The organism is Photobacterium satsumensis (assembly GCF_050336935.1).
GTDB classification, from domain to species: domain Bacteria; phylum Pseudomonadota; class Gammaproteobacteria; order Enterobacterales; family Vibrionaceae; genus Photobacterium; species Photobacterium satsumensis.
In genome coordinates this window covers 956,271-981,822 of record NZ_JAKJSK010000006.1, presented here as the reverse complement: position 1 = coordinate 981,822, position 25,552 = coordinate 956,271, and the positions used below count along the sequence as shown (strand labels likewise).

25 protein-coding genes are annotated in these 25,552 nt (G+C 44.6%); 13 read left to right on the top strand and 12 right to left on the bottom strand.

Annotation, left to right across the window (positions count from 1 at the left end):
* Window positions 1–184 precede the first annotated feature (184 nt).
* Entirely contained in the window at window positions 185–2,071 is a 1,887-nt protein-coding gene (locus tag L4D79_RS04665; protein WP_428648015.1) for a methyl-accepting chemotaxis protein, read from the top strand.
* A gap of 77 nt (window positions 2,072–2,148) precedes the next feature.
* On the opposite strand, the gene L4D79_RS04660 is transcribed toward L4D79_RS04665, so the two are convergent.
* A complete protein-coding gene (locus L4D79_RS04660; protein ID WP_428648013.1) occupies window positions 2,149–3,843 on the bottom strand; it encodes an AMP-binding protein in 1,695 nt (564 codons plus the stop codon).
* Between the two features lie 600 nt (window positions 3,844–4,443).
* On the opposite strand from L4D79_RS04660, the gene L4D79_RS04655 reads away from it, so the two are divergent.
* Together L4D79_RS04655 and L4D79_RS04650 are read left to right on the top strand one after the other, a co-directional pair.
* The gene (locus L4D79_RS04655; protein WP_428648010.1) at window positions 4,444–4,905 is read left to right on the top strand and encodes a TetR/AcrR family transcriptional regulator; all 462 of its coding nucleotides are present in this window, start codon (window positions 4,444–4,446) and stop codon (window positions 4,903–4,905) included.
* A 114-nt stretch (window positions 4,906–5,019) separates the two neighbouring features.
* On the top strand, window positions 5,020–5,211 hold the full coding sequence (locus L4D79_RS04650; protein ID WP_428648007.1) for a YtxH domain-containing protein: 192 nt from the start codon (window positions 5,020–5,022) through the stop codon (window positions 5,209–5,211).
* A 68-nt stretch (window positions 5,212–5,279) separates the two neighbouring features.
* On the opposite strand, the gene L4D79_RS04645 is transcribed toward L4D79_RS04650, so the two are convergent.
* The 4 genes from L4D79_RS04645 to L4D79_RS04630 form a co-directional block, all read right to left on the bottom strand.
* Window positions 5,280–6,611, bottom strand: a complete 1,332-nt coding sequence (locus L4D79_RS04645) for an NCS2 family permease (RefSeq protein ID WP_428648004.1) — start codon at window positions 6,609–6,611, stop codon at window positions 5,280–5,282.
* 40 nt (window positions 6,612–6,651) lie between these two features.
* Window positions 6,652–7,752, bottom strand: coding sequence for an adenosine deaminase family protein (locus L4D79_RS04640; protein WP_428648001.1), 1,101 nt, complete (start codon window positions 7,750–7,752; stop codon window positions 6,652–6,654).
* Window positions 7,753–7,932: 180 nt separating this feature from the next.
* Window positions 7,933–8,853, bottom strand: a complete 921-nt coding sequence (locus tag L4D79_RS04635; RefSeq protein WP_428647998.1) for a LysR family transcriptional regulator — start codon at window positions 8,851–8,853, stop codon at window positions 7,933–7,935.
* Window positions 8,854–8,925: 72 nt separating this feature from the next.
* Window positions 8,926–9,717, bottom strand: a complete 792-nt coding sequence (locus L4D79_RS04630) for a M48 family metallopeptidase (protein ID WP_428647995.1) — start codon at window positions 9,715–9,717, stop codon at window positions 8,926–8,928.
* Window positions 9,718–9,860: 143 nt separating this feature from the next.
* Between L4D79_RS04630 and L4D79_RS04625 the strand changes: the two genes are divergently transcribed.
* The 4 genes from L4D79_RS04625 (at window position 9,861) to L4D79_RS04610 (ending at window position 12,526) form a co-directional block, all read left to right on the top strand.
* Window positions 9,861–10,298, top strand: a complete 438-nt coding sequence (locus L4D79_RS04625) for a hotdog fold thioesterase (RefSeq protein ID WP_428647992.1) — start codon at window positions 9,861–9,863, stop codon at window positions 10,296–10,298.
* On the top strand, window positions 10,295–10,528 hold the full coding sequence (locus L4D79_RS04620) for a DUF3389 family protein (protein ID WP_428647989.1): 234 nt from the start codon (window positions 10,295–10,297) through the stop codon (window positions 10,526–10,528). Before L4D79_RS04625 ends, L4D79_RS04620 begins: the two co-directional genes overlap by 4 nt.
* A gap of 285 nt (window positions 10,529–10,813) precedes the next feature.
* Complete coding sequence (locus L4D79_RS04615; protein ID WP_428647986.1) at window positions 10,814–11,740, top strand: phosphotransferase; 927 nt, start codon at window positions 10,814–10,816, stop codon at window positions 11,738–11,740.
* A 150-nt stretch (window positions 11,741–11,890) separates the two neighbouring features.
* Window positions 11,891–12,526 carry a putative ATP-dependent zinc protease gene (locus tag L4D79_RS04610; RefSeq protein WP_428647983.1) on the top strand — a complete coding sequence of 212 codons (636 nt, stop codon included), beginning with the start codon at window positions 11,891–11,893 and terminating at the stop codon, window positions 12,524–12,526.
* A gap of 114 nt (window positions 12,527–12,640) precedes the next feature.
* On the opposite strand, the gene L4D79_RS04605 is transcribed toward L4D79_RS04610, so the two are convergent.
* A complete protein-coding gene (locus L4D79_RS04605; protein ID WP_428647981.1) occupies window positions 12,641–13,462 on the bottom strand; it encodes a DUF2797 domain-containing protein in 822 nt (273 codons plus the stop codon).
* A gap of 348 nt (window positions 13,463–13,810) precedes the next feature.
* Between L4D79_RS04605 and L4D79_RS04600 the strand changes: the two genes are divergently transcribed.
* Window positions 13,811–14,257, top strand: coding sequence for a c-type cytochrome (locus L4D79_RS04600; RefSeq protein WP_428647978.1), 447 nt, complete (start codon window positions 13,811–13,813; stop codon window positions 14,255–14,257).
* Window positions 14,258–14,319: 62 nt separating this feature from the next.
* Here the strand turns inward: L4D79_RS04600 and L4D79_RS04595 are convergent, their stop codons facing one another.
* The 4 genes from L4D79_RS04595 to L4D79_RS04580 all read right to left on the bottom strand — a co-directional run bounded on the left by L4D79_RS04595 (window position 14,320) and on the right by L4D79_RS04580 (window position 19,659).
* Window positions 14,320–15,006 (bottom strand): cytochrome b/b6 domain-containing protein, encoded by a 687-nt coding sequence (locus L4D79_RS04595; protein ID WP_428647976.1) that lies wholly within the window; start codon window positions 15,004–15,006, stop codon window positions 14,320–14,322.
* A gap of 172 nt (window positions 15,007–15,178) precedes the next feature.
* A complete protein-coding gene (locus tag L4D79_RS04590; protein WP_428647973.1) occupies window positions 15,179–17,557 on the bottom strand; it encodes a fatty acid cis/trans isomerase in 2,379 nt (792 codons plus the stop codon).
* Between the two features lie 189 nt (window positions 17,558–17,746).
* Window positions 17,747–19,021, bottom strand: a complete 1,275-nt coding sequence (locus L4D79_RS04585; RefSeq protein WP_428647971.1) for a winged helix-turn-helix domain-containing protein — start codon at window positions 19,019–19,021, stop codon at window positions 17,747–17,749.
* A gap of 185 nt (window positions 19,022–19,206) precedes the next feature.
* Entirely contained in the window at window positions 19,207–19,659 is a 453-nt protein-coding gene (locus L4D79_RS04580; RefSeq protein WP_428647969.1) for a DUF3069 domain-containing protein, read from the bottom strand.
* A 321-nt stretch (window positions 19,660–19,980) separates the two neighbouring features.
* On the opposite strand from L4D79_RS04580, the gene L4D79_RS04575 reads away from it, so the two are divergent.
* From L4D79_RS04575 to L4D79_RS04555, 5 genes are all read left to right on the top strand, one after another.
* Window positions 19,981–20,928 carry a GGDEF domain-containing response regulator gene (locus tag L4D79_RS04575; protein ID WP_428647966.1) on the top strand — a complete coding sequence of 316 codons (948 nt, stop codon included), beginning with the start codon at window positions 19,981–19,983 and terminating at the stop codon, window positions 20,926–20,928.
* A gap of 254 nt (window positions 20,929–21,182) precedes the next feature.
* The gene (locus tag L4D79_RS04570; RefSeq protein WP_428647963.1) at window positions 21,183–21,854 is read left to right on the top strand and encodes a YceH family protein; all 672 of its coding nucleotides are present in this window, start codon (window positions 21,183–21,185) and stop codon (window positions 21,852–21,854) included.
* A gap of 69 nt (window positions 21,855–21,923) precedes the next feature.
* Window positions 21,924–22,253: a GIY-YIG nuclease family protein gene (locus L4D79_RS04565; RefSeq protein WP_428647961.1), complete on the top strand. Its 330-nt coding sequence runs from the start codon at window positions 21,924–21,926 to the stop codon at window positions 22,251–22,253.
* A 180-nt stretch (window positions 22,254–22,433) separates the two neighbouring features.
* Window positions 22,434–22,973 carry a YaeQ family protein gene (locus tag L4D79_RS04560; RefSeq protein ID WP_428647958.1) on the top strand — a complete coding sequence of 180 codons (540 nt, stop codon included), beginning with the start codon at window positions 22,434–22,436 and terminating at the stop codon, window positions 22,971–22,973.
* 119 nt (window positions 22,974–23,092) lie between these two features.
* Entirely contained in the window at window positions 23,093–23,737 is a 645-nt protein-coding gene (locus tag L4D79_RS04555; protein ID WP_428647956.1) for a YdcF family protein, read from the top strand.
* 112 nt (window positions 23,738–23,849) lie between these two features.
* Here the strand turns inward: L4D79_RS04555 and tenA are convergent, their stop codons facing one another.
* Window positions 23,850–24,515: a thiaminase II gene (gene tenA / locus L4D79_RS04550; RefSeq protein WP_428647953.1), complete on the bottom strand. Its 666-nt coding sequence runs from the start codon at window positions 24,513–24,515 to the stop codon at window positions 23,850–23,852.
* A 31-nt stretch (window positions 24,516–24,546) separates the two neighbouring features.
* Window positions 24,547–25,506, bottom strand: a complete 960-nt coding sequence (locus tag L4D79_RS04545) for an ABC transporter substrate-binding protein (protein ID WP_428647951.1) — start codon at window positions 25,504–25,506, stop codon at window positions 24,547–24,549.
* Between the last annotated feature and the right edge of the window lie 46 nt (window positions 25,507–25,552).

The window sequence follows — 25,552 nt, the reverse complement described above, 5'->3', positions numbered from 1 at the left end:
TAAGGGTAGGGTGGATAACACGCGATGAGACGCGTTTAATGAAGATAATTTCTCTTTAAGGATTTAAATGTATATGTCGTTGATTATATTGGAATGAAATTGAATTTTCTGGTGGTAGATCATGAATTTAATGCGTGCTACACATTATAATCCCAACAATTTTGTATCGAGATAAAGGGAAGTTATGCAGTTATCCTTAAAAGCTAAACTGTTGTTATCGAGTTTTGTTGCTATTTCTATTACAGCGATAGCTTTGGGTGGTTTCTCTTACCAGTCAATGAAAAACCAAGCTTGGCAGTCAATTGAAAGTGAAAGCCGAAACACCTCCGTTGCAGTAACCAAAGGTATTGGTGATTGGCTTGAAAGCAAGCAAGCAGCAGTCAATGCCGTGGTGAAAACCATGGCAACGAATGATACGCCGGACATTGTTGAGCATCTTAAGCAAATGCATATCTCGGGTGATTTTAGCCTGAGCTTTTACGGCAACCAGCAAGGAGATATGCACCGCCAGGACCCATCCCTTAACCGCGCAGGTTACGACCCTCGAGAAAGAGGCTGGTATAAAGAGGCTTCTGCGGCGCGGGCACCGGTTGTAACGGCACCGTATATGAGTCACACCATGCAAACCTTGGTGGTGACCCTAGCAGAGCCTGTGATGCAGGGAGGGCAACTCCAGGGCGTTGCAGGTGCCGATTTGGCTCTGGGGGATCTGATGCGTGATGTGCTGAATATCCCAGTATTGGGTGACGGTTATGCCATGTTGCTGGATATGGGAAATCAGGTTGTTGTTGCTCACCCGAACCCAGACATGCAGTTAAAACCGATTTCTGAATTGGGCTTAAATGTCCAATCTCTCCGAAATGAGATGAGTAGCAATGGCTTTTTCCTGAGTGACTTTGACGGACGTGAGCGAGCTGTTGCTATTCACGATGTGCCAAATTCTGGCTGGGCGCTTGTTATGGTGATGGATAAGTCCGTTCTCGAATCGCCGATTCGGGATTTGTTAATTGACGAGTTGCTTATCGGCCTTGTGATCCTTGTCGTGGTGTGCGGTTTGATCAGCCTATTACTGACAAAACAACTGAGCGAATTGAATAAGGTATCAGCCGCTTTGGCTGATATAGCCCATGGTGAAGGAGATCTAACGGCGCGTATACCTGTTAACAGCCAAGATGAAGTTGGTCAGCTAGCTGAAAACTTTAACCAGTTCGTGTCACATCAACACCTAATGGCGACAAAATTGCGTGATATTGCGGTGGAGCTCAACCGCAATGCAGCTGATGCAGCTGCGGCTTCAACCCAACGCAGTCACAACATTCGCCAGCAGCAAGATGAAATCACCATGGTGGCAACGGCAGTCACTGAAATGGCTAGCGCAACGCAGGAAATTGCCGGTAATGCTGAGAATACCGCGAAAACTGCTGAGCAAGCTGTATCACTCGCGGGTGACGGTCACCGCCAGGTCGGACAGAGCCAACAGTCGATTGGCAACCTAGCCAGCGAAGTGACCAGTGCTGCAACTATAATTCAAGATCTTAACGAGCATGCGTTAAAAATCAGCACCATTCTTTCGACTATTCGATCGATTGCTGAGCAGACTAATTTATTGGCGCTTAATGCCGCCATTGAAGCAGCCCGTGCAGGTGAACAAGGCCGTGGCTTTGCGGTGGTTGCAGATGAGGTGCGTGTTCTTTCACAGCGTACGCATACGTCGACGGAAGAAATTCAAAATATGATCGAGACGCTACAGTCTACGACCCATAACGCCGTGACGGTGATGAACGATAGTCATCAGCTTGCCGATACCAGTGTGCAGGATGTTGATGCTGCCGGTGAGAGTATCAATAGCATTGCCAGCGAGATCAATGTGATCAGTGATATGGCGACACAGATAGCATCGGCTGCCGAGGAGCAATCAAGCGTAACGGCTGAAATCAGCCGTAATACGGAAGGGGTTCAGGAAGTGGCAAACCAAATGGCTCAAGAAGCTATGGAAGCTGCCCGCCAAGCGGAATCTTTGAAGGAATTAGCGGGACAATTAGAGACAGAAGTAAAGCGCTATAAGCTCTGAGTTATAAGCTTTGAACTATAGGTAAAGACAGAGCCCCCGCAAATGCGGGGGCTTGTTTTATATAAAGTAGGGTTGAGTTATTCTTCCCACTGTACCAGTTGATCTTTCGGCCAGTTTGCACCTACATCATGGTACTTCTTCTCAAGCAAGTGACGTTTTATCTTGAGTGTTGGTGTCAAGATATTATTTTCCACACTCCAAGGCTCTTTTATCATCAGCACACCTTTGATTTTGGCGTGAGATTCTAACTCTTGGTTGATGGTATCAATAACACGTTGAGCAGTACGGGTGTAACGTTCGCGGTCAAAGTTCGGGAAGTCATGCGGTATCGCAAGCAGAATTGGTGCTGGCATACCTGAACCGACGACACACATCATCTCTATGTTGGCGAGTTCGAAAATACGTTTTTCGATAGGGACTGGTGAGACAAACTTCCCTTTTGCCGTTTTGAAGGTGTCGTTCTTACGCCCCTGAATTGACAGGTAGCCTTCCTCATCCATGAAGCCAATATCACCGGTGTGAAGCCAACCATCTTCATCAAACATCTCTTTGGTCGCATCTTCATTTTTGTAGTAACCGGAAAATAGTCCCATGCCACGTACCAGGATTTCTTCATCGGCTGAAACCTTGATTTCGACTCCTGGACCAGCATTTCCGACTGTACCTATCTTATCACTGCGGAATGGATGGTTAAGGGTACTGTAGGCAAAGCTTTCGGTCATCCCCCAAGCTTCGGTAATATTCAAACCAATATTTTCGTACCAGCGAAGTAGGGCAGGTGAAACAGGCGCAGAGCCGCAACCGAGTACTCGCGCTTTATTAAGACCAAGGCCGTCGGCAAGCTTGCGTTTAATAACACCAGAAATGAATGGGATTTTTAGTAATATATTGAGTTTGGCTTGCGGTAGTTTCTCCAAGATGCGTTGCTGGAATAATGTCCATAAACGAGGAACGGAAATAAACAAGGTTGGACGATGCATTTTGACATCGTCGATGAAGGTATCTAGCGATTCAGGGAAGGCAACTTGCATACCAGACATTACTGAAGAGCCGAAGATATAAACTCGCTCTGTAATGTGAGCAAGGGGCAGATAAGAGAACAGACGTTCGCCTTCTTGCATGCCAATATGATCCACAAGGCGCTGTGCTGACCAGGCAAATGAGCCATAACTTAGCATCGCACCTTTAGGGAGACCTGACGTCCCTGAGGTATACACAATAGACATCAAATCATCTTGCTGATGGTCTGGTCGTTCCTGTGAAGGCTCATGTTGAGCAAGCAAGCTATTGAAGTCGTGGTCACATTTAGGGGCCGACGGGTAGTTAAAACTGATAGAGAGAATTTCAGGGTGTTTCTCCATGACAGTTAGGGCGGCTTTGCTGTCATCTAACTTACCAATGAGGACCGCTTTTGTTTCACTGTGTGTTAAACAGTGCTCAACGGTTTCTGGCCCCGCAGTTGGGAAAATAGGAACACTGATATAGCTACCCAACATTAGCGCAAGGTCTGAAATGAACCATTCCGCACAGTTTTTCGACATGATGGCGATGCGATCACCGGGTTTGAAGCCTTGGGCACGAAGGGCGCTGACAAGCTTCAGTGCTTTGTCAGCTACCTCTGCATATGTAAAATCAACAAATTGTCGGTTGATGATCTGGCGAAGATACACATCATCTGCGCGTTCTTCTGCCCATTTAAGAATCATTTCCGTTGGCAGTGGTTGAGTCATCAGAGTATCCCTTAAGCGATCCGATTGCAGAGGTAGAGTCATACTTCGATCCTTCCGTGTTATGGTAATGTTAAAATAATGCTATTTTCACTGTTTGGTCAAGCAGTTATTTACGATACGCAGCTTCTGGAAAAACATCCTAGTTACATAAAACCGTAAAAAATAATTAGTTTTCAAAGATTAAAATAGAACAAAATTCAAACAGGTGTACAATTTTTTTAATATTGCTGGCCTGTTCATAAATTCCTGTTTCTATTACAATAGTGCCAATTTCATGTAGTGAATGAAGATGTTCATGATGTTAGATTAGTTACAGCTAGTTCAAAGCACTGTAAATATTGGGTTTTAAGTGTAAATAAGCCGAAAATGTAATTTAATGTGGTCATTTCCCCCGATTGTTGATTTTCAGTATGCTAAGGCGGAGTTAATTTTTCATTTTATGACATATTTTGACTTGAAACTGACGATAGAACGGTAATATTATCGATTAACGGAATGACATCCTGTATTGTGTTACTCGTTATTAATATGACGTAGAGGCATCAATCGGATTTCAACACATTTGCTTATATGGTTACGTAGCCCGTTTGGGAATTAGGCGGGTCTTTGGGTGATCAAATAGAATCATAGAGTCAAAGCATTATGCCGAAGCGTAGTAAAGAAGATACTGAAATTACCATCCAAACGATTATGGATGCGGTAGTGGATCAAATTTTGACGTTGGGGTACGACAAAATGTCGTATACCACCTTGAGCAAGCAAACAGGGATATCTCGTACGGGTATTAGCCATCACTTCCCGAAGAAGCAAGACTTCGCGACCGCTCTCGATGGTCGTATCTTCCGGATATTTGTTGAAAAGCTTGATCTAGATAATGGCTTGGCTGGATTTACGAGTAGTTGGATTGCGGCTTTGGATGATGAAAAATTCAAGGCGACGCTACGTTTGCTGTTTCACCATATCGCCTCCTCAGAGACGACCAGCGAATTTGCAAAGCGCGGTATTGATAGACTTTATAATCTATGCCTTGAGCGCTTTGGTGAAGAAAGCCAGAAAGAACTTGAATGGTTACTAGGTAAGTCTCTTATTAGCCTAGTCCGCTAATGTAAGCTTGGGATTGAAACAGCTTCTTCGGAAGCTGTTTTTTTTCACAGGTATATAATTTTAAAAAGAGGCTGGAATTGCCTCATATGTTCAGTTTGCGAAGAGAAGATTGAGATGTTGAAATATATCGTACTGGCTTTGGTCGGTTTTGGAATTTACATCGGTGTGACCTACAAAGATCAAATTGAAGATCTTACCGATTCACGTTCGTTTGAAGACGTTCAGGATGTATTTGAAGATGTATCTGACAAAGCCTCGGATACCGCTAGCGACTTGAGTGACAAGTTCGAAGAGCTAAAGAAATAACAATTCTTAGGCCTCCTTTAAAAAAAAGACCAGCGTACGTGCTGGTCTTTTTGCTGGGTTTAACTCTGTTAGTGCGAAGAGATGATGTAGAAGTAGTAAATCATCGATGAGGCAATCAAATAGACTGACCAGTGATCTTCTTTATATCGTCCGGTTGCCAGCTTCAAGAAGGCATAGACCAGCATTGCTGCCGCAATACCATTACCAGCGTTAAAGCTAAAGACACTCATTACGACACAGACGAATGCCGGTAGGTACTCAGTGATATCATCGTAGTTGATTTTCTTCATTGAGCTCATCATGGCAATACCGATATACATCAATACGGGAGCGGTAGCGGCTGTCGGTATCATACCCGCTAGTGGAGCAAGGAATAATGTGAGACAAAAACAACCTGCTGTTACCAAGGCGGTAAACCCAGTTCGACCGCCAGATTCAACTCCCGCAGAGCTTTCAACATATGTGGTCATCACAGGGCATGAGAATAGTGCACCAAAAGTTGTGGCACTAGAATCAACGTGAAAGTTCTTTTCAATACCCGGCAAGTTACCGTCTTTATCGAGATATCCTGCTTGTGCCCCTATGCCCAGCATCGCACCGAGCGTTGAGAAAAAGTCTGGAATAAAGAATGCCAGAAGAAACGGCAGATAAGCAGGGCTTAGTGCGCCCAATACATCAAGCTGGAATGTCATGTCAGCAATGCTACCCGGCATGCTGAAAAAGTTATCAGGTATAGAGGTTATTCCCAAAGGCAGGCTAAGAAGGGTGGTGAGAATAACGGCCAGAATAATACCGCCCTGGATTTTTCTTGATACGAAAAAGAGTACCATAAAAAAGCCCAGTACAGCTGTAACCACCTCAATAGATGCAAGATCGCCGAAAATCAGAACATTTTTACGAGGATCGGCAATGACAACACCCGCTTGTTTGAACCCTAGTAGGGCGATGAACAAACCTATGCCAACACCTACCGAGACTTTTACGCTGTGGGGAATAATACGAACGACAAAGTCCCGAACGCCGAGAAAAGAGACCAGCATAAAAAGCACGCCACTGACAAAGACAATACCCGCAGCAATACTTAGTGGGACGTCATTACCCAGTAAGGTGAATGAAAAGATGGCGACGCTACCAAGCCCTGGGCCTAAAACAAAAGGTCGGTTGGTGTATAGCGCCATCGCGATAGTGGTGATCACTGTCATCAATACAGTGACGGTGAGGGCGCTTTCAAACGGAATGCCGCCTTTGCTCATCATCCCCGGTACGACTGCGACCATATAGGCCATCGTCGCAAAGGTTGTTAGGCCTGCGATGATCTCGGTTTTGAGGTTGGTATTATTTCCTTTAAAGTCAAACCACTTTGCGATGCTCAAAGCTGGTTTGTCAGCTACAGTTTCCATGGATTCCCTCTACATGTCTTTTTAATATTTATTGAGTTGATTAGCGTCGGTAGCAAATTTTCATTTCCGGCGCGATAGTTGGCTCTGCGACTAAGTTTGCTGCTAGGACATCAAACTCATAGCTCCATTCAGCCAACCATTGTTGTTTTGTCTCATCTGGCATCCAACTGGCTTCAATGCTGTTGATCATCATTTGTTTCAAGCTACCGATATCAAAACCGAAGTCTTCTACCATTACCCTGTAACAATTAGCGCTGGTAGTATTGTGAATGTGCCAGTCATCCGTACACGGGATGATATTGATCCCAGCTTTGGCCATAGCCCTAATCGGGTGATGCTGGCACCAGTCTTGGTGGTCAGGCCACTGTTTGACGTAATAAGTGTTGGATGGGATTACAGTAAAAGGGACTCCTTTTTGGGCATATTTTTGAGTGAGGGTCGGGTTCTCGATGATGGTATAACCGTGATCAATACGATCAACATCGATCAACTCAATGCCGGTTTCAACGTTACGCCAGTGCAAACCAAACTCGGAGCAGTGGGCAGTCAGCTTGTAGTTATGGTGTTTTGCTAAACGGTATGCTTTCCAGAACTTTTCAACCGGCGCATCATGCTCTTTGTAGTCAATGCCAATTCCTAGAACATAAGGGTGCGGGCTTGCAATCATTTCATCAACCATAGCAACGGCTTCTTCAGGTGACTTCTCACGGTTGATAGAAGGAATGAGCCGGATAACAATTCCCATGTCATGGTAGGCATTGTCGATAGCATCAGCTAAAGCTGTGTTAACGTCGGCGTAGCTAAGTACGGTATCTGATGGATTCCAAAACGTTTCAATATACTTCACACCACAGGCATGAGCATCTTCGGCGACTTCTCTCAAAACTCTGGCATAGTCGCTTGGCTGCTGCATTAACTGATAGAGGAAGGTTAGTGCTTCAATACCACCTTTAACGATCCCGGTCTCTTCTTGATGGGCGCGATAATACGCTTTTGCTTCAAGCTCTGTGAGAGGGACCTGGTACTTGTCTGCAAACGACAGCATGGTTTCCAGTCTGACTCCGCCAAGCAGATGATAATGGAGATCGGCTTTTGGAAAGCGATGATAAAACTCGGAGAGTGTAATAGGGGTTGAATTCACAGTTACCTCTTTGACGCAACTATTTGCGCAAACGATTGCCTTTGGCGAGAGTATCACTCCGAAATGGCGTAATGTGAAATGCAATTATTGGTATGCTAGTGCCGATTCGGCACTAGGTTAGCGGTAAATAACGTATTTGGCTCTACATCAAGCCTCTTGGGATCAATTGGGCATCTTACGTTATACGGGTTGCCAGGGCCGATTGACTTGCCAGCCTGCTTTAACGTTGTGCTGCAGGCACGCCCATAATTGCTGAGCATCATGCCGGAGGGGAGCAGAGTTTCGGTATAGCCTGATTTGATAGGGCAGTCTGAATTGTTCTGGGGCGATGGCAACAAGCTCGCCAGAGTTAAGCTCCTTGCGAATTTGAGCATCAGGTAGCCAGGCTAATCCTTTTCCTCTTAATGCCATGTCTTTGTGGAGCTGACACATTGAACTTTCAAATACTGGATAGGTGTTGAGTGTTTCAAATTGCGGCTGGTATTGCTCGATAAGCCTCGCACTGTAGGATTCAGCACTGTATTTGAGGATAGGACAGGCTTGAATAACGGGGTTGTAGAGTGCTTTTCCCTGATTATCAGTGGCTGATACAAGAAGAAAATCACCATGCCCTATGCATATGTTTTGAAAAGGCGGTTGCAGCAGTGACAAAATTTCAAAACCCAGAAAAAAATCGCAGTTAGACTCGGTTAATGATGCAACTGCAAAATCTACCCGAAGGATATCAATAGAGAAGTGCACGTCATGTTGCTGGTTGACGTATTCCGTTAAGTCTAAAAGGGTAGGTGAAGACAAAGAGTGCGGTGTGGCAATACGTATTGGATTCTGAAGCGGCTGCTCAATACCATTAAGCATTTTCACCCCATCTTCCATTTGTAAAACCATGTTCTGTGCAATGGCTCGAAATTGCCGGCCTGCTGGTGTGAGGCTTATCGGAGTTGTTGTCCGATCAATTAGCGAGTGGCCGACCGCTTTTTCCAGTGCACGGATATGGCGGCCGAACGCAGGCTGAGTGATGTGTCTGGCTTCCGCTGCACGGGAGAAGTGCTGCATTTCTGCCAGCATCAAGAAGTCTTCAAGCCATTTAGTATCTAGGTTCATTTGGTATTTAAGCTTTGGTCAGATTTTTCCGGAAAGACTATAACGGAAAAGCACCCCTAGAGGTGCTTTAGTTTAGATTTTACACTGAGGTTTCGGTGTACTATAGCTAGGTAGTTTAGCGATTTCGGCCCTCAAGTCATCAATTCGGGTTGAGTGGGAAGGGTGGGTCGATAGCAGCTCTGGTGGCTGGCTACCACCGGATGCTTTTGCCATATTCTTCCATAGATTGATGCTCTCATAAGGATCAAATCCCGCTTCGGCCATCATCCTCAAGCCTATAATATCCGACTCTGATTCTTGCGCACGGCCATAAGGCATTAACACGCCATACTGGACGCCAAGCCCCAAACCCGCCATCGCCGCATCATGGTAGTCTGTCCCGCCGATAGCAGCACTGGAAATTTGCATCCCCATATTGGCAAGCTGGGAGCGGGAAAGCCTTTCGTTACTATGTTGGGCAAGAACATGGCCAATTTCATGACCGATGACTGTGGCCAGCTGATCTTGATTCGTTGCCACGTTCAGTAGGCCGGTGTATACCCCAATTTTGCCACCGGGTAGGGCAAAGGCATTAACCTGCTCACTGTCAAAAACGACGACTTCCCATTGCCCTGTGGCTTGTTGGCCTCCTAAACGGGTCGTTAAGGTATCAGTAACGCATTGAACATATTGATTGGTTTTAGTATCAGTGTAGATCTTCTCTTGTTCTTTTAAGGCGTCAAAAGACTGTGCCCCTAGCTGGGACATATCCTGTTCAGAGAACAGCAATACCTGCTGCCTACCTGTCGGCGAGCTGCTGCAAGCTGATAGTGCTAGCGTAGAGGCGATTAAGCCTGCAATAGCAAGAGGTTGAAAGCGATTCATCCTAGACTCCTTTCATTTGTATATACCCAAGTAAACTCGCCCTCTGGGAGCCTCATCTTGAAGCTACTTGGGTAAAAACCGCAATAGCGGAATTATACAGTTGGTGTATCATTCTCTCCAAATAAGATTGTTTGGATAACGTGATGAGTATTTGGAAAAAATCCTTCACTCTTGAAAGTTTAAATGAGACTTCGGTAAATACGCTAGTTGAGCATCTCGGTATTGAGTACTCGGCATTTGATGACAACAGTTTGTCTGCTGTGATGCCTGTTGAAGCACGGACTCATCAGCCGCTGGGAATGCTACATGGTGGCGCATCTGTGGTATTGGCAGAAACCCTAGGCTCGCTAGCTGCCAACATGTGTGTCGATGAGGGTAAGTATTGTGTCGGTCTTGATATCAATGCCAACCATCTGCGAGCAATGAGGAGCGGCCACGTTATTGGTAAAGCTTCGCCAGTACACCTGGGGGCGAAGACCCAAGTATGGCAAATTGATATTACTGATCCCCGAGGCCGTATGGTTTGTACCAGCCGCCTCACAATAGCAGTCATGAAACATAAAAAGGCGGTTGATCAATGACAATTGTTTTTTCAGCTGGGCGCATCATAGCCAATCAACATGAAGTTGTTGTTCGATTAGACGGCGCTGCACGCGCATCATTACAGGCCGCGGCAGATGATATTACTTTGCTTGGGAATGGAGCGAATGTAATAACGGCGATGGGATCGGGGGTCAACTGGTCTTTCCGGCTCGACTCTGAGCAGCAGCTTGAAGAGCTGGCTGATGTACTAGGTATCGCCATTCAATAAAATGATTATACCCAAGCATCTTGAAGTTACTTGGGTATATAGGGGCAAGCCCAGCATATTACTGCCTTGCCTCTTGCTCAAACAACTTTAGCCTAATCAAACACTTCAACCTTTCTTTGTTATACCTCCTGTTTCTTGTACTTCGTCCAAAAGCACTATTTGTGAGAGGTTGAACTCATTATTGACCATGATGAACCCAAAATTGCTTCTAACAGGTTATGGTAATACAAGGTGAAGCTAATATTATCTATATAAAAACATTGCTTTAACCGATAAAGTTAATGAGTGAGAAAGGAAGCCAGATTGAGTAGATTGCAGCTAAAAAGGATTGCAGAGTTTAGCTATAAAACAATGTTTCGAAAGGCTCCACAAGTCAGTGAAATCCATGAAACATTTTATGGTTGGGTTGTTTTCTTGGCATCAGACAATGCCAAGGTCGTTGTTAAGTTTTCCCGCGAAATAGGGCGGTTAGCAAAAGAAGTTAAGGGGCTAGATCGTTTGCGTCAAGCATTACCATGTCCTGTCCCTGAGGTACTGTTTTTTGGCCGGGAAGAAGGCTACGATTTTATTATGCTGGAGTGGCTGCAAGGGATTTCGGCGCATCAAATTCCTAATGAAAAGCATGCAATCAAACGTTTTTCAGAAAGCTACCTAGAGTTATTATACACTTTGCATAGCATCTCTGATCCCAGAGGTTTCGAGCTAGAAAGCGAGCGGTTTGACACCAGTTTAAATCAGGCTTTTACGTTCTGGATGGAGCCAGTTTACCGCTATGTTGTTAGTGACGGCTCTCCCTTCACTGTTGTTCAAAAGCAAGCATACCGTTCTCTTTGGGAGAGGAAAGAGCATATTTTGTCCGGGGCCTCGCCGGAATCTTCGTTGACCCATGACGATTGCCATGTCGGCAATATTCTGGTTGATCCCAAATCATTTGAAGTTACTGCGATACTTGACCCATGTGACGTTGGTTTTAAACACCGTGAAATGGACATCTTCCATCTGTTTGATGTGAGACCAGAGATACAGCTTGCCGAGCGCTATCAGCAAGATGTGCCATTACAGCCGGGGTTTGAATTACGCCGTTGGTATTTTAGTTTGTGGGATGATGCAAAGCACAGTAGAAATATGGGGTGGTACGATGAAGCTTGGACTCAGAATAAGCTTTCTCAGTTCGATAAGATTGTAAGTGCTGAGTATGGCTCTGTTATATAATGTGATCTTACGTAGCCGCAGAATCTATTTTTAAGGTGCCATTGATTAGGCATACTATGATATAGCCAAGTATTTTGATGCTGTTTGGGTATATATTAATAATACGTATTTGGTCGTAATGCATATCTTGATGTTGTAGGGATGAATTGAATGAGAATATCGGCTATCTATATTGCGCTGTTGATGTTGGCAGGCTGTGCACAGCAATCCGGGCAGCAGACGGAGCCAACACCTGAACCGGAGATCGGGGGAGGGAATGTTGAGCAACCTGTAACACCACCGGTTGTTGATACGGGGACACCAGTCACCCCCGATCCAATTCCAGAGCCAGAGGTTAAACCGCTACCTGAGCCAGAAGTGAAGCCAGAACCCAAGCCACAACCCGTCGTGACCAAAACCGACGATGGCAAGCTGATTTTAGGTAATGAAGAGTGGTTGTGGATTTCACAAGCTCAGCAGCATATTCGGGCTAAGGTCGATGATGGTAAGACGCTTTCATCTATTGGCGTCAGCAATTTACAGGCATTTGAACGTGATGGTAAAGACTGGGTGAAATTCAAGGCTGGTGGCAAAGACGTTGAGCTACCGGTTGAGCGTTGGCTCAAGTCGAAGAAAAGCGAAAACCCACAAGCGGTTGTTAAGCTTAGGGCTAAACTCGGCGAGCTCAATGAGTTGACTGAATTTGCGCTTAGCGCAGGAAAAGGCATTGTGTTGGGTGTGAATTTTATTCGGGATGTTGCTGTTGTAGATAGCAGCAGGAAGTTTGTTCAGCCCAAAGTAAAGTAGTGTTTAGCCATATGTAAAAAACGGCTGTCGTCACTACATGTAGTTGTTGTCTCTACATGAAGATGATACACAGCCGTTTTTTATTGTCCGCTTATTGTTTGATTGTTTTGGCTGTTAGCTCTCAGGCGTATCGACTGAGACTTCATAGCTGGTGAACTTTCGAATATTTATCACACCGGTGTCAAAAATCAGGTACTGGCCTTTGATCCCCATCAGGGTGCCTTCCACCACAGGCTCTTTGTCAAAGTTGTGCGAAGCGATTTTTTTCGGGTATTCATTGACTGGGTATTGGATAGAAACAATTTCTTCATCCAGTTTCTCGACCGCGTCTTCCCCGTATAATTCAAGCAATTCGTTAATACGTTGCTCTATCTCAGGCAGTAGGCGCTGAGCTTCATCTTGAAGTGCCATATCGGCGTTATCGCCTTTTAACATGGCACGCCAATTTGTTTTATCTGCAACTAATTCAGCCAGAGCGATTTCTGCTAATCCTGAAATTTGGCGTGTTTTTACTTTCAGAATCGGCAACGCCTGTGTCGCACCTTGGTCAATCCAACGGGTTGGTAATTGGGTATGACGTGTAATGCCCACCTTTAGTCCTGATGTATTGGACAGGTATACATAATGAGGAACCATGCAGTTGGATTCGCCCCATTCTGGCTCACGGCAGGTGCCTTTTGCATAGTGGCAGGTTTCCGGCTTCATGATACACATGTCACAACGTGCGAGCTTCTTCATACATGGAAAGCAGTGACCTTGTGAATAGCTTTTCTTTGTTTTCTTACCACAGGCATCACAATAGATATTACCCGTGTGCGTAAGCTTGAGGTGCTTACCAATCAGCGGGTTTAGGGGGAGTAGTTCATCGCCAACGGGAAGTTGATATTCAACTACGTCACCGAGCTGAGATTTCATTTTGCTGAGTGTTCCTAGCATGACTTTGCTCTTTGTTATGTTTTAACTCATCATAACATTTGTCAGGTATGAGTGCTTGTTCGTGTGTTGTTAGGTGATGCGAAAGTCATCGCTCGTTCATTAAAGATGGCGATGAATACCTTGCAGGAGTTTGTTACCGTAAACACCATGGTTTGTATTTGCGATAGATGAAACTAGGGGCCGAAGGGGCAAACACTTTGTTTGTAAATCTTTGTAATCTTTAGCTCACAATCATTTACATGACTGTATCCCACTGTATCATTTCCATATGACACTAAGCACTCTCTTCTCATGATGAAAGGGCTTAGAGTTGCAATGAATGGAATAATAACAAAGGGAAAGAAAGTCATGAAGAAAGTATTGATTGCTGGGTGTATCATGTTTGCAGCCAGTGTTTCTGCGTCTCCGTTTGAGAAGCCTCAAGATGCAATCGAATATCGCCAAGCCGCATTTACGATGATCGCGACTAATTTTGGCGATTTGGCCGAAATGGTAAAAGGCCGTAAAGATTGGGATCAGCAAACGTTCAGCCAGCGTGCTCAATTTATTTCACAGCTGACCTATATGCCAGAAGAAGCCTTCAAGGTAGATGGTACAGATAAAGGCGAGACGAAAGCAAAGCCTGAAATTTGGTCCGATTGGGATGGTTTCAGTGCTAAGTTAGATAAGTTTCAAGGTGACATGGCTAACTTGGCGAAAGTATCGCTAGAGGGTGATGAGCGTGCCACCAAGCGTGCATTTGGAGAGGCGGCTAAGAACTGTAAGTCTTGCCATAGTGATTATAAATATCGCTAGTGTTTAAGATTGCCCACAAGGTAAAATTTCGTTGAAAATGCCAGACATTAGTCTGGCATTTTTTATGAGAACAAATATGCCACGACGTCTTGGGCGAGGGTGAAATATATGACAGTGCCGATAATAATAAATATCGCCCAAGCTAAAATACCATTGACCACTTTAGGAAGAGTATCACCGGCCACCTCTTTCTTTCCGGTCAGCATGGGTGTAATGAGATTGTCTTTTCGCAAAAAGTAGAGCGTGATCGCCGCTAAATGTATACAAATCGCGCCGAGGATAATATTGAAGTTGATGGCATGGATTTCAGTGAGGAAACTGCTGGTTTCACCGCTGACGAGATAGGCAAAAGGCCCTTCTGAAATAATATCATCGCTGGCAAATAAGCCGGTAGAAAGCTGAGTAATAAGCAGAAGCATGAAGGCAATAACCATATAAGCACCTGCTGGGTTATGGCCAGGCGATGAGGTACTGTCATCGTTGGCATTGCCACGGATTGTAGCGAATAAATATTGAATCGCTATTTTTGGAGAGCGGATGAAGTGGCGGAACTGCGCTGTTTCACTGCCAATAACTCCCCAAATCAGCCGAGTGGCTAATAGAGCCAGTAAGAAATACGCCAGGCTAAAGTGCCAGTCCATCAGTCCCTCGGTACCGGTATACCATAAACCACCGATAGTCATCGCTTGTAACCAATGGTAGCCGCGGATAAAACTATCCCATACGGGATGCTGATGGGGTTGGGTCATGGCGGGTTCCTTCCTGTAGTGACTTGGAGATGCCTATTTTACCCTGTTTAAACATACTTGCTACATTGTTTGTCCTTTCTTTTCATTCATTTACAATTCATTCGCTATTCTGCCAAATTAAAAGGCCCCTACAGGGGCCTAATGGTTAATGCGATTAAGGTTTGGTTATCGATTAGCGGTTCTCTATCCGGTTATAGTCAAGCAATCCTGCTTCAATCGGAAACATTAGCTGGTTTATCTCATTCAATTTGTCACTGAACGACCAGAAGTCCGGGTTGGTCCTGCGAACGCCGTACTTATCTAGGAAGGCGCGGTAGTCTTCTTCCGTTTGTATTGTACTTATTTGATTCGCTGCGGATGTTAAGTCAGCTTCTTTTACATGCCAGAAGGCTCTTGGGTAGCTTCCTAGTAGGCCACGGACCAAAGTGACTGTATCTTGCGCATAGAGTCGGTTAGATTCCTCATTAAATAGGCTGGAGATATTTTTGTGTGCACTATTTCGGATCAGAGTAAAAAGCTCTGCCTGTTGATCAGGTTGAGTCGGTTCGACCATGATAAAAGTAATCTCGGGTAATAAGTTAGCTTGTTTGCCGCTTATACGGTTCAATTTATAGAGAGCCAGTGAGCCATTTCGAGTAAACCTTGATTGAGTGAAATCATAGCGGTCGGGTAAAACGACGTTTAGCTTCTTTTGCAGCATGCCAAAAAGCTCATTTTTGGGATGTGTCGTTTGGTAATCAATACCGGTTGGCTGATCAAACTCGTTGATATCTCCCTGCAAATAATCACTCAGGTGTTTATTTGCTCCTTGATACCAATAGGCCAATTCTTGATGGCGGGCTTCAGCGGGAAGTAGTGAAAGGAAGTTTGACTCACCCTCCATGCGCAAAAAGTCCATATACATACGTGTGACAAGCTGGTGGCCGAAATTACCGTATACATCAAAACCGGCAACTAATAGATAGTGGATTCGCTCTAGTAGTGAATAATCAATTACCCAAGCGGTCTTTGGTTGACTACCGACTAGTCCTTTGGTGACCGTCGCACTATCAAAATGGCGGAATACGGTGAGACTGGCATTATCGTTATAGTTGTCACCGTCCCAAATTAATTCAGTGGTTAGGTGCTCGCCATTTGCGAATGCGTCGTTAAGAAACGCGTTCTTCGCTTTAAGGAAGCGGCCCTGCTGTTTGGAATAAGAAATCCAATTAGCGACAGGTAGGGTGTTGCTTTCATTTTCCGCCGGTAACCTTAGGTTTTCTGCCTGTGATTCATAGAACTCATCGACAGAGGGGGTATTGGCCATGGCCGGGTCGACAAAGAACACCCAGAAGTGATCGTTGATGACATTGAGTGCAAGCTGCCCACGGCATACAGGCCCCTTTATAAAGCCCATGATGGTATTTTGGGCATTGTCGATCATAAAGCGGTAGCGGCTATCAACCGGTATCTGCTTGAATGAAATTAGAGGGTTGGCAGCAACATCAGGGTGATAGCTTGGTAGATATGTTACTTCATATTTCGGCTCGATAAACAGTGTATTGAACCGAGTGAGCTTGGCACTGTTAAGTGCGTAAGGCATGTGGGTTTTATCTACGATAGTTTCACGAACAGGCTGGAAGCGATAGAACACACGTTCGACACCTGGGTCATCATAAGGACGTCGAGTGGCTATGAGGTCAATCGGCTTACCTGGTGCGGTACGGGAGCGAACCAGATTGAAAAAGGTAGGTTGCTGCTCATCAGAAAAGTACAAGTGGGAAACAAACAAATGTTCATAGATATAGCGACTAGCAAGCTGCTGCTTCAGGCTACTTCCATTAAGGAAGGCTTCCCAGTCAGCAACTTTCTCTAAAGTATTAGCACTTGGCGGTGGTGCGGTTGCCATTAAGGCACCATTGGCAAGCCAGTCCATTAGCACTTGGTTTTCTTTATCGCTTATTTGCGGTAGACCATATGGCATACCCCACTTAGGATAGTTTTGCTCAAAACGGGTCATCTCCTCGATGGTAGGACACTGCTGATCGCGATCTAGTGAAAAGTCCCAGTCATCAGGGTTAAGCACTTCTTGTCCAGGAAGAGGGTGTGCTTGCTTAAGCTGTAGCATTCGGGCCATGACCCCTGCCTGGGTATTGGCTTCTTCAGTTTGGACTCGTTCATTCAGGACGGGATTGAAGCCCTTGTCTCGCCATTCGCTGGTTGATTGAGCATCAATAAACATACGTGTGGTATTGGCCGCGAGTAGCCGAGTACCCTGATAGACTTTTTCTTTGTTAGCGCCACGATCGATGCCTTCTGCAGATGACATTTTTAACTGGCAGGGTGCGTCATAACAAGCATGGCAAACAACACAGCGGTTCTCGATAATTGGTTTGACGGTATCGATATAGTGGTTTGCAATGGACGATGATGCTGTTGCTATTCTTTCCTGAGGCTGTGGTTTTCCAAACAACTGATCTAAGTTAAGGCCAGCATAGGCGGCACAACCGGAGAGGACAAGTAGCAGCGCAACAATCCCTATACGCTTAAAGTGTCTGTTTTGTAATATCATTTTTATTTTTTCTTTTTATTTACGCAGGCAAATTGCAGTGCGTTCATAGCTAATGTTTAAGTTAAGTCTATCAAAATACGGACATAACGTGGAAAAGCTATGCTAGCTTGTTAGTCATCACCGTTATCGAAACCAAGTAACTTCAAGGTGAAGCAAGCTATTAATCGACCAGTCTGAGCGGTGACCCTGTTATTTCACCGCTTGTCGTTTGTAGTTGAAAATTTTGGCATCTTTATCACTGTTATGGACCCAAAATATGCCCACCTGATCATTTAAAACCAAATCAATATAAGGTTGCTGATAAAGCAAATAACTATAGCTGACGCTTTTACTGAGGAATTGATCTCTGAGCTTAGTCTCTAATGCTAGCGCGGTCGATAGCTCTTCAGTAATGAACTCATTTGCTTGGTACGCCCAATGGTACATCATCGGTTTTAGCTCTATTGTAGAGATAAACGGTGATTCATTTTCAACCACGGTTAATGTAGCAGAGCTGATAGACAACGCATGGTGATAGCCGGTCTTCTCTTCCGAGATAAAGTTCAAGTAGGAAAAATTAAACTTATTTTGTTCATCTCTGGTGATGTAGTGGTACACAACTTGGGAGTCGATACCGGAGTTGTCAATAAAGTTCATGTAGACTTGCGATGTAGGCTCACGGGCCAGATCTGTTTGGATTATTGGATAGGGGCGTGAAAGAGGAAATTCCATTAACACTTCACTGGTGAACTTTGTCCAACCTTCTGTGCTGATCTGGTACGAAAAATCAGTTTGTGGCAAACACTGCTTGTTTTCGTCGATGCGACACCATGCAAGAGAATAGGAGTCAGGTCCTTTATAGGCGTAAAGCTTTATATTTGTTAAATCCGGTACGTTCTCTAGTTGGACATAACGTCGATGAAGTTCATCAAGTTTCGCTTGAAGCTCGACAACACCTTCTTCACTGGTTGATATTAGTGTTACGGTGCTATTTTGCAGCATGGCATTTCGGATGACATACTGGTTTTTCTCCGGGTACTTGTATCCTGTCAACCATAGGTAACCCCCCACCAGTAGTAAAACAGCGGTTAGTAAAACGATTGAAAAATAAGGCAAGAAAGGTGCTGTCTTCTTTATAACTGCAGAGGTCGATAAGTCTGAGTATTTTTCGGTACTGACTTGGGTGATCTGATAGCCAACACGAGGGAGGGTCTCGATTATCTCGCCTTTAGTCTTTTCCTGTAGTTTTACCCGTAAGCTACGGATCGCTTGAAATAGGGATGCTTCAGAGACGACACGATCAGGCCAACCTGCCTTGAGCAAATCGTCTTTCGTCACAGGATGGCTCGCATGCTCAATAAGATAGAGCAGGATGTATTGTTCAGAGAGGTTGAGTTTTTGGCTGGTATTATCTGACTTAATTACTCCTAGAACAGGAATGAAATTAAGCCCATTGGTAAATTTGAACTGCTTTTGACCAGGCATTGATACCTCAGAACCATCTCATATTGGATATTGTAGTGATTGATTGGCGTTTAAGGTTATTAGGGGGCGACGCCTGATTCATTTAAGGTACTTATTTTATCATGAAAAAAATTAAATGGTATGCGAAAAAACAGGGAGGGCACGAAGGCCCTCCCGAGTATTAAACAATATTAATTGTAAAATGCTTATTTCTTGAAAATTTCCAGAAACTCACGCTTCATTGGCGGGTTTCGACGGGCTTTTTTCAATTGCTTACCCATATCTTTCACGCAGTTGTGAAGAACTCGGTCAAGCGTCACTGCTTTGTAGTCAGTGTACTCTTCTTCAGTCATATCAGAAGGCTTTTCTGTTTCTTGCATTTCACCTAGGAAGTCTACGCCAGAGTAGCTCTGGCTTAGAGCTACCAACGCGTGGAATTGCTCGAAGTTATCCAATACATTTTGCGCACTTGCAGGTAGCTGATCCCAAGCTTCACGAGAAGTAGGCTCAGATGCTTTGTAAACGTTAATTAGCATGTCAAGAAGCTCTTCTGGTACTTCTTCAAACTCAACAACTTGACGTAGTTCTGGTGAACAATCGTCGAGAGTGAATTTCACTTCTTCAATGGTTTGATCTTCTGTTTTCTCGATGTCAGACATAGCTAATTCCTAAAGCATGAATTGTTTAAGGGAGGGAATCCTAAAGCCCTCTATGTAAAAGTCAACAGATATAAGCGACAGGATACAAGATAGCGTAATAACCGTGGCAGTCACGTTAAATTGCTCACGTTTAGACCTTTTGGAGCTGCTAGATTAGTAAAATCTAGCAGAGAATTAAAAGGTCATATGCTCTTGTTTGCAACGAAGAACATCATCGATTGACTAGGAAGTTGTACAAAGTTATCGAAGATAGCAAAAAGCCGCGTTATTCTGTGCTATAAATAGTCTAAGGAATAGTCAATATATCAATAGGATGCTTAAATGGAAGCGATGCGGATATTACTGGTTGATGATGTGCATCTTGAAAGAATGCAACTGGCTATGCGGTTACAGCGACTGGGGCATGTTGTTGAAGCCGTAGCTTCAGGTCATGAGGCCATTGAGAAATATCCGCTGTTTGATCCTGATTTACTGTTGCTCGATGTTAGCATGCCGGATATGAGTGGCACTGAGGTGGCGGAGCAAATTAGAATCAAACACCCCGAATGGGTTCCGATTATCTTCCTGAGCGGCCACGATGAACCAGAGATGATTGCCAAAGCCATTGATATGGGCGGTGATGACTACATTGTAAAACCGGTAAACAAGATTGTACTGGCGGCAAAATTAAAAGCGATGCAGCGAATTGCTCATATGCGTCATCAACTAAAAGATACAACAAAAAGCCTAGAGCAAGCTAATGAAAGACTCTCACAACAGGTAAATGAAGACGGGCTGACAAAATTGGCAAACCGTCGTTACCTTGACACAAAACTCGCAGAGTTTATCTCTTGGCATGGCCGTAATAACTTCCCCTTTACTCTCATCATGCTGGATGTCGATCACTTCAAGTTGTTTAATGATCATTATGGGCACATTGAAGGCGACCGATGCTTGCAAGCGGTTTCATCTGAGCTAAAGAAGAAGTTTAGTCGAGCCGGTGAACTTGCGGCTCGCTACGGCGGTGAAGAATTCGTGATCGCTCTGAGTAATTGTGACAAAACGCGTGCGGTACGTGAGTGTGAGCGACTTAAAGAGTGTATACAGAAACTTGAAATTCCCCATTCCAAATCAACCACGGCTGAAATCGTCACCGTTAGCCAAGGTATGGTGTCTTGGGTGCCTACGGGTCTGGAGACAGTGGAAAATATGTACCAAATTGTTGACCGTGTGCTTTATAAAGCTAAGGAACAAGGTCGAAATCGCTTCGTTGCCGCTGAGTTTACCTAAATCTCCTCCCTCTTATTCTTTGATCCAGTTAACATTTTGTAGCTTATCAAGCGTTATTTGGCTGTTTTACAGTCAAATAACCTTTTCTATGCTTGCTGTAACTATCCGCAATGATAATCTGCTGGTAAATGAATGGCCCTGATCAGTGTACATTCTCTTGGGTAGCAGTGAATTCCTTGTGCTAATACGTACATGTTTTCGGCTATGCTCAATGGAATTTGTATTGTATGAAAAAGAAAGGGTGAGGGAAGATCATGGATATTTGCTTTTCACAGACAGAAGCACGCGTGTTAGGTTGCATGCTTGAAAAAGAGGTGACCACACCTGATCAGTACCCATTAACACTGAATGCACTGACGACAGCTTGTAATCAAAAGAGTAACCGTGAACCTGTTATGTCGCTTGACGAAGCCACGGTGCAAGATACGATAGAGGCATTAAAAACTAAGCGATTTATTCAAGAAGTTACCGCTGGAACGGGCAGCCGTGTTGCAAAGTACCAGCATCGTTTCTGCAATACTGAGTTCAGTACTTTCCAATTCAGCCAGCAAGAAAAAGCGATCCTTTGTGTAATGTTGCTGCGCGGTCCTCAGTCGCCGGGTGAACTTCGTACGCGCACCAACCGTCTTTGCAACTTTTCTGATGTGAAGGAAGTAGAGTCAGTACTCGATACTCTGTCTGAACATCCCAAAGGACCATTTGTTGTTAAATTGCCGAAAGAATCGGGGAAACGCGATTTTCGTTATATGCACCTGCTCAGTGGTGAGATAGATATTGAAGCTCTGCAGCAGCAAAGCCAGGCAGTAGCCTCGGCAGCACCTTCTTCACCAACATCTGAGCGCCTGACGGCTTTGGAAGACGAGGTTGTAGAGCTTAAAAAAGAAGTACAAGAATTAAAAGCACTGCTTGAATCTTTAACGTCGTAAGTGTTCAATACGATAAGTATGATATCAGCCCAGCTATAGCTGGGCTTTTTTGTAAGGGTAAACAGAAACATGACCGGCAAGCAGAGCGACCAGCCTAATGATATCGATATTGAATCGAATAAAGTTGGCAAATGGTCGGTCTATTTAATTAGGACGGCAGCAAATCAATTGTATTGTGGTGTCACAACAGATGTTGAAAGGCGGTTTAATGAGCACCTATCTTCTAAAAGAGGGGCCAAATACTTAAAGGGGAAGGGTCCATTACAGCTTGCTTGGTCAGAGCGCGTTGGCGACAAGCGGTTAGCTATGCAGCTTGAATATCGCATTAAGCGGCTACCTAAGCGCACCAAAGAGCAACTTGTTGCAGGCATTATCAGTGTGTTTAGCTTGGTTGAATAATGAACTATCTCAAATCACTTAACGTATAAATGTACATTGATTGATTTTTTTTAACTTGTATTTACGTATAAATCTATTTTTTATCGTTTGCTAGTCAATTGAAATTGAACCTTCTCTGTGTTCAAACTACACTGCGCTTATCATTTTTGTATTATTTTTTTATTTTCCCAGGACATTCTTATGGCACTTAAAGCCACTATCTACAAAGCTCAGTTCAATGTTGCGGATCTTGACCGTCATGTGTACATCGATAAACAGCATACACTGGCGTGCCATCCATCAGAAACGCTGCAACGCCTAATGCTACGTCTAGTTGCATGGGGCTTCAATGCTGATGAGGATTTGCAGTTTACGAAAGGGCTCTGTGAGGCGGATGAGCCTGCACTATGGAAGAAAAGCCTGACTGATGATATCGAGCTTTGGATCGACCTTGGGTTGCCTGACGAGAAGCGACTGAAGAAATCAGCACATAAAGCGGACAAGGTAATTATTGTTGCTTACGGTGATAATGCGGCACCAGTGTGGTGGAAACAACATCAGGCGAAAATTAGCCAATACGGTAATATCTCAGTTGTTTTCTTCAATGATGAAACACTTGCTGAACTAGAAGCTATGGTTGAACGCTCGATGAACCTTCAACTGACTATTGAAGCTGAGCAGGGGTGGTTAATGCTCGATGATAAGAGCTGCACTCTTACTCCGGAGTGGTGGTTACGTTAATCCAAATGGATTGATAGAGGTGGTTGTCACTCAATAGTCATTGAACCCCGTCATCATAGCTCTAGTTGCTGCCTGTTATTCAGGCAGCTTTGCATCTTCAAGCAATAAGGAGTATTGCAATGCCAACAAAAGTGCATGCGTTAGCAACCAAGGTGTGGAACTACCACCATCTTAACCACACACTCACTCCAAGTGATTGTATCTTTGTGCTCTGTAGTAATGATATTCGAGTGGCAGAATATGCGGCGAGATTGTTCCTCGAGGGCTATGCACCATATATGGTTTTTTCTGGTGGCGAAGGTGAGCTAACACGAGGTATGTATAAAGGCTCTGAAGCCGAGGCTTTTGCGGAAGTGGCATTGGATATGGGTGTACCACAGCACGCTATTCTACTTGAGCCGCAATCGACGAATACAGGGGAAAATGTTCAGTTCACCCGTGCATTGCTTGAGATGAAAGGGTTAGACCCAGAGAGCCTGATTATTGTTCAGAAACCATTTATGGAAAGGCGCGCCTATGCAACATTTCAGCAGAACTGGCCGGGCAAAAAGGTAGCGGTTACTTCACCGAATATTGATTTTGATGAATACCCAAATGAAACCTTGTCCTACAGTGATGTGATTAATGTCATGCTCGGCGATCTGCAGCGGATCAAAGTATACCCTAGTTACGGCTATTCGGTAGAACAAGAGATCCCTGAAGATGTGTGGAAAGCCTATCAACAGTTAGTCGATATCGGCTTTAAAGAACATTTACTCGCGTAGGTTGGGGGCGGGTTAGTGTATTCTCGCATTCAGTGATTTAACTGGTGTTTCTGAACACCCTCTCGGATAAAAGAAAGCCCTGTAAATTTTGACAGGGCTTCTGTTTTTTTACTTACTTCACAGCATTCATGCCTTGCTGCCAAAAGGCCACTTCCATGCGCGTTGCGGTTTTAAATATTTCACACAAGCGCTGCCCGCGTCGGCTGTGAAGCGGGATTTCTTCCAGCATTTTGTCTAGTCGACGGACAGTTTCATCGACACCGGATTGAAAATCTTCACCGCTGTATAGTTCAATCCAACTGCGGTAAGGGTTACCGTCCAAGATGGTTTGTTGCCAGCTTGCAAGGCGCTTACCGATCACTGCATAACCGATCGCACAAGGTGCCAGAGCGACGAATAAGTCAGTACGATCGCCCGCCATGCCAGTATCCAGTACATAGCGTGTATAGCTAACAGTACCGAAATCCTCTGGCTCTGCTTCCATATCCGTTTCGGTCAAACCCCATGTAGAACAATACTCCACATGGTGCGACATCTCAGTTTCTAGTAGGGCGGTAAGGCTAGGCAAAGGCTCACGCATTTCTTCAAGGGTTGTTGATTTAAAAATAGCTAAAGCATAAGCGCGGGCATAGTGTTTTAGGAATAGAAAATCTTGCTTGAGGTAGTGTAAATATGCATGCTTGTTCAACGATGACATGGCCAATTGGTTTACGAAGTCATGCTCGGTATATTCATTCCAGTCTTGCTGGCAGTAGCTAATCAAATCTTGATGGTTCATGATGAGTCCTTAACGCTTAAATATGTAATGTTTAAAATGTCAGCACGTAGTTTTTGGCTTTTGGCAGCGTTTTTATGATGTCATGTTGTTTCATAAATTCAGCATACTCGTCATAGCGTTTCAGCTCTGCAGCGCCAGGGCGTAGGGCAAAACGAGTCAATGTATCTTCCCAAGCGCGTCGGTTCAGGTCGTTATCTAATGTATCTGGTGAGTAGGCAACAAATTCCGTCCACGCTTGCTCTGGGTGGTTGATTAGGTAAACCGTTGCTTTTTCGATGGCAGTGTTGAACTTGGTGATCGTTTCTGGATCGTACTTATGTTTGTTGGCGACAAAAATCAACTCGTCGTATGGTGGTACACCATGCTCTTCAGGGTAGAAAGCTGTTGCGTTATAGCCTTCGATAGCCAACTGGTTAAGTTCGAAGTTACGCAAGCCACCCCAAATTGCATCCACTTTCCCTGACGCTAGTGAAGAGGATAGGGCCCAGCCAACATTGATAATTTTCACGCTGTCCATATCTACACCTTCCGAGCGCAGCATGGTACCAATCGTCGCATCTTCATTACCGCCGATAGCAACGCCAATATTTTTGCCTTTGAGATCCGCCAGTGACTTGATGCCTGATTTATCTAACACAATCAATGAGTTTAAAGGGCCTGAAATCAAGGTTGCCGAGCGAACGAGTGGAAGATCAGCCGCTATACTGGAAATCAATGTGCTTTGGTATGAAACCGCAAGATCAATACGACCCGCGGCAACTAATTTATCAGGCACACTTGGGTCCGCAGGCTCTTGAATTTGGACGTCCAGGCCTTGCTCTGCAAACCAGCCTTTTTCTTTGGCAAGGATAATTGGGCCATGGTTTGGGTTAACGAACCAATCCAGCATCAGAGTTACCTTCTCTTCTGCTGAAGCGCTGAATGAAGCGAGTAATAATGCGGTAAACGCAATAATTTGCGGTTTGCCCGCTTTTAAAAAAGAGGATTTCATTCTATTTCCTTGTTGTTGAGCGAAGTAAAGCATTCCGTGTTTTGTT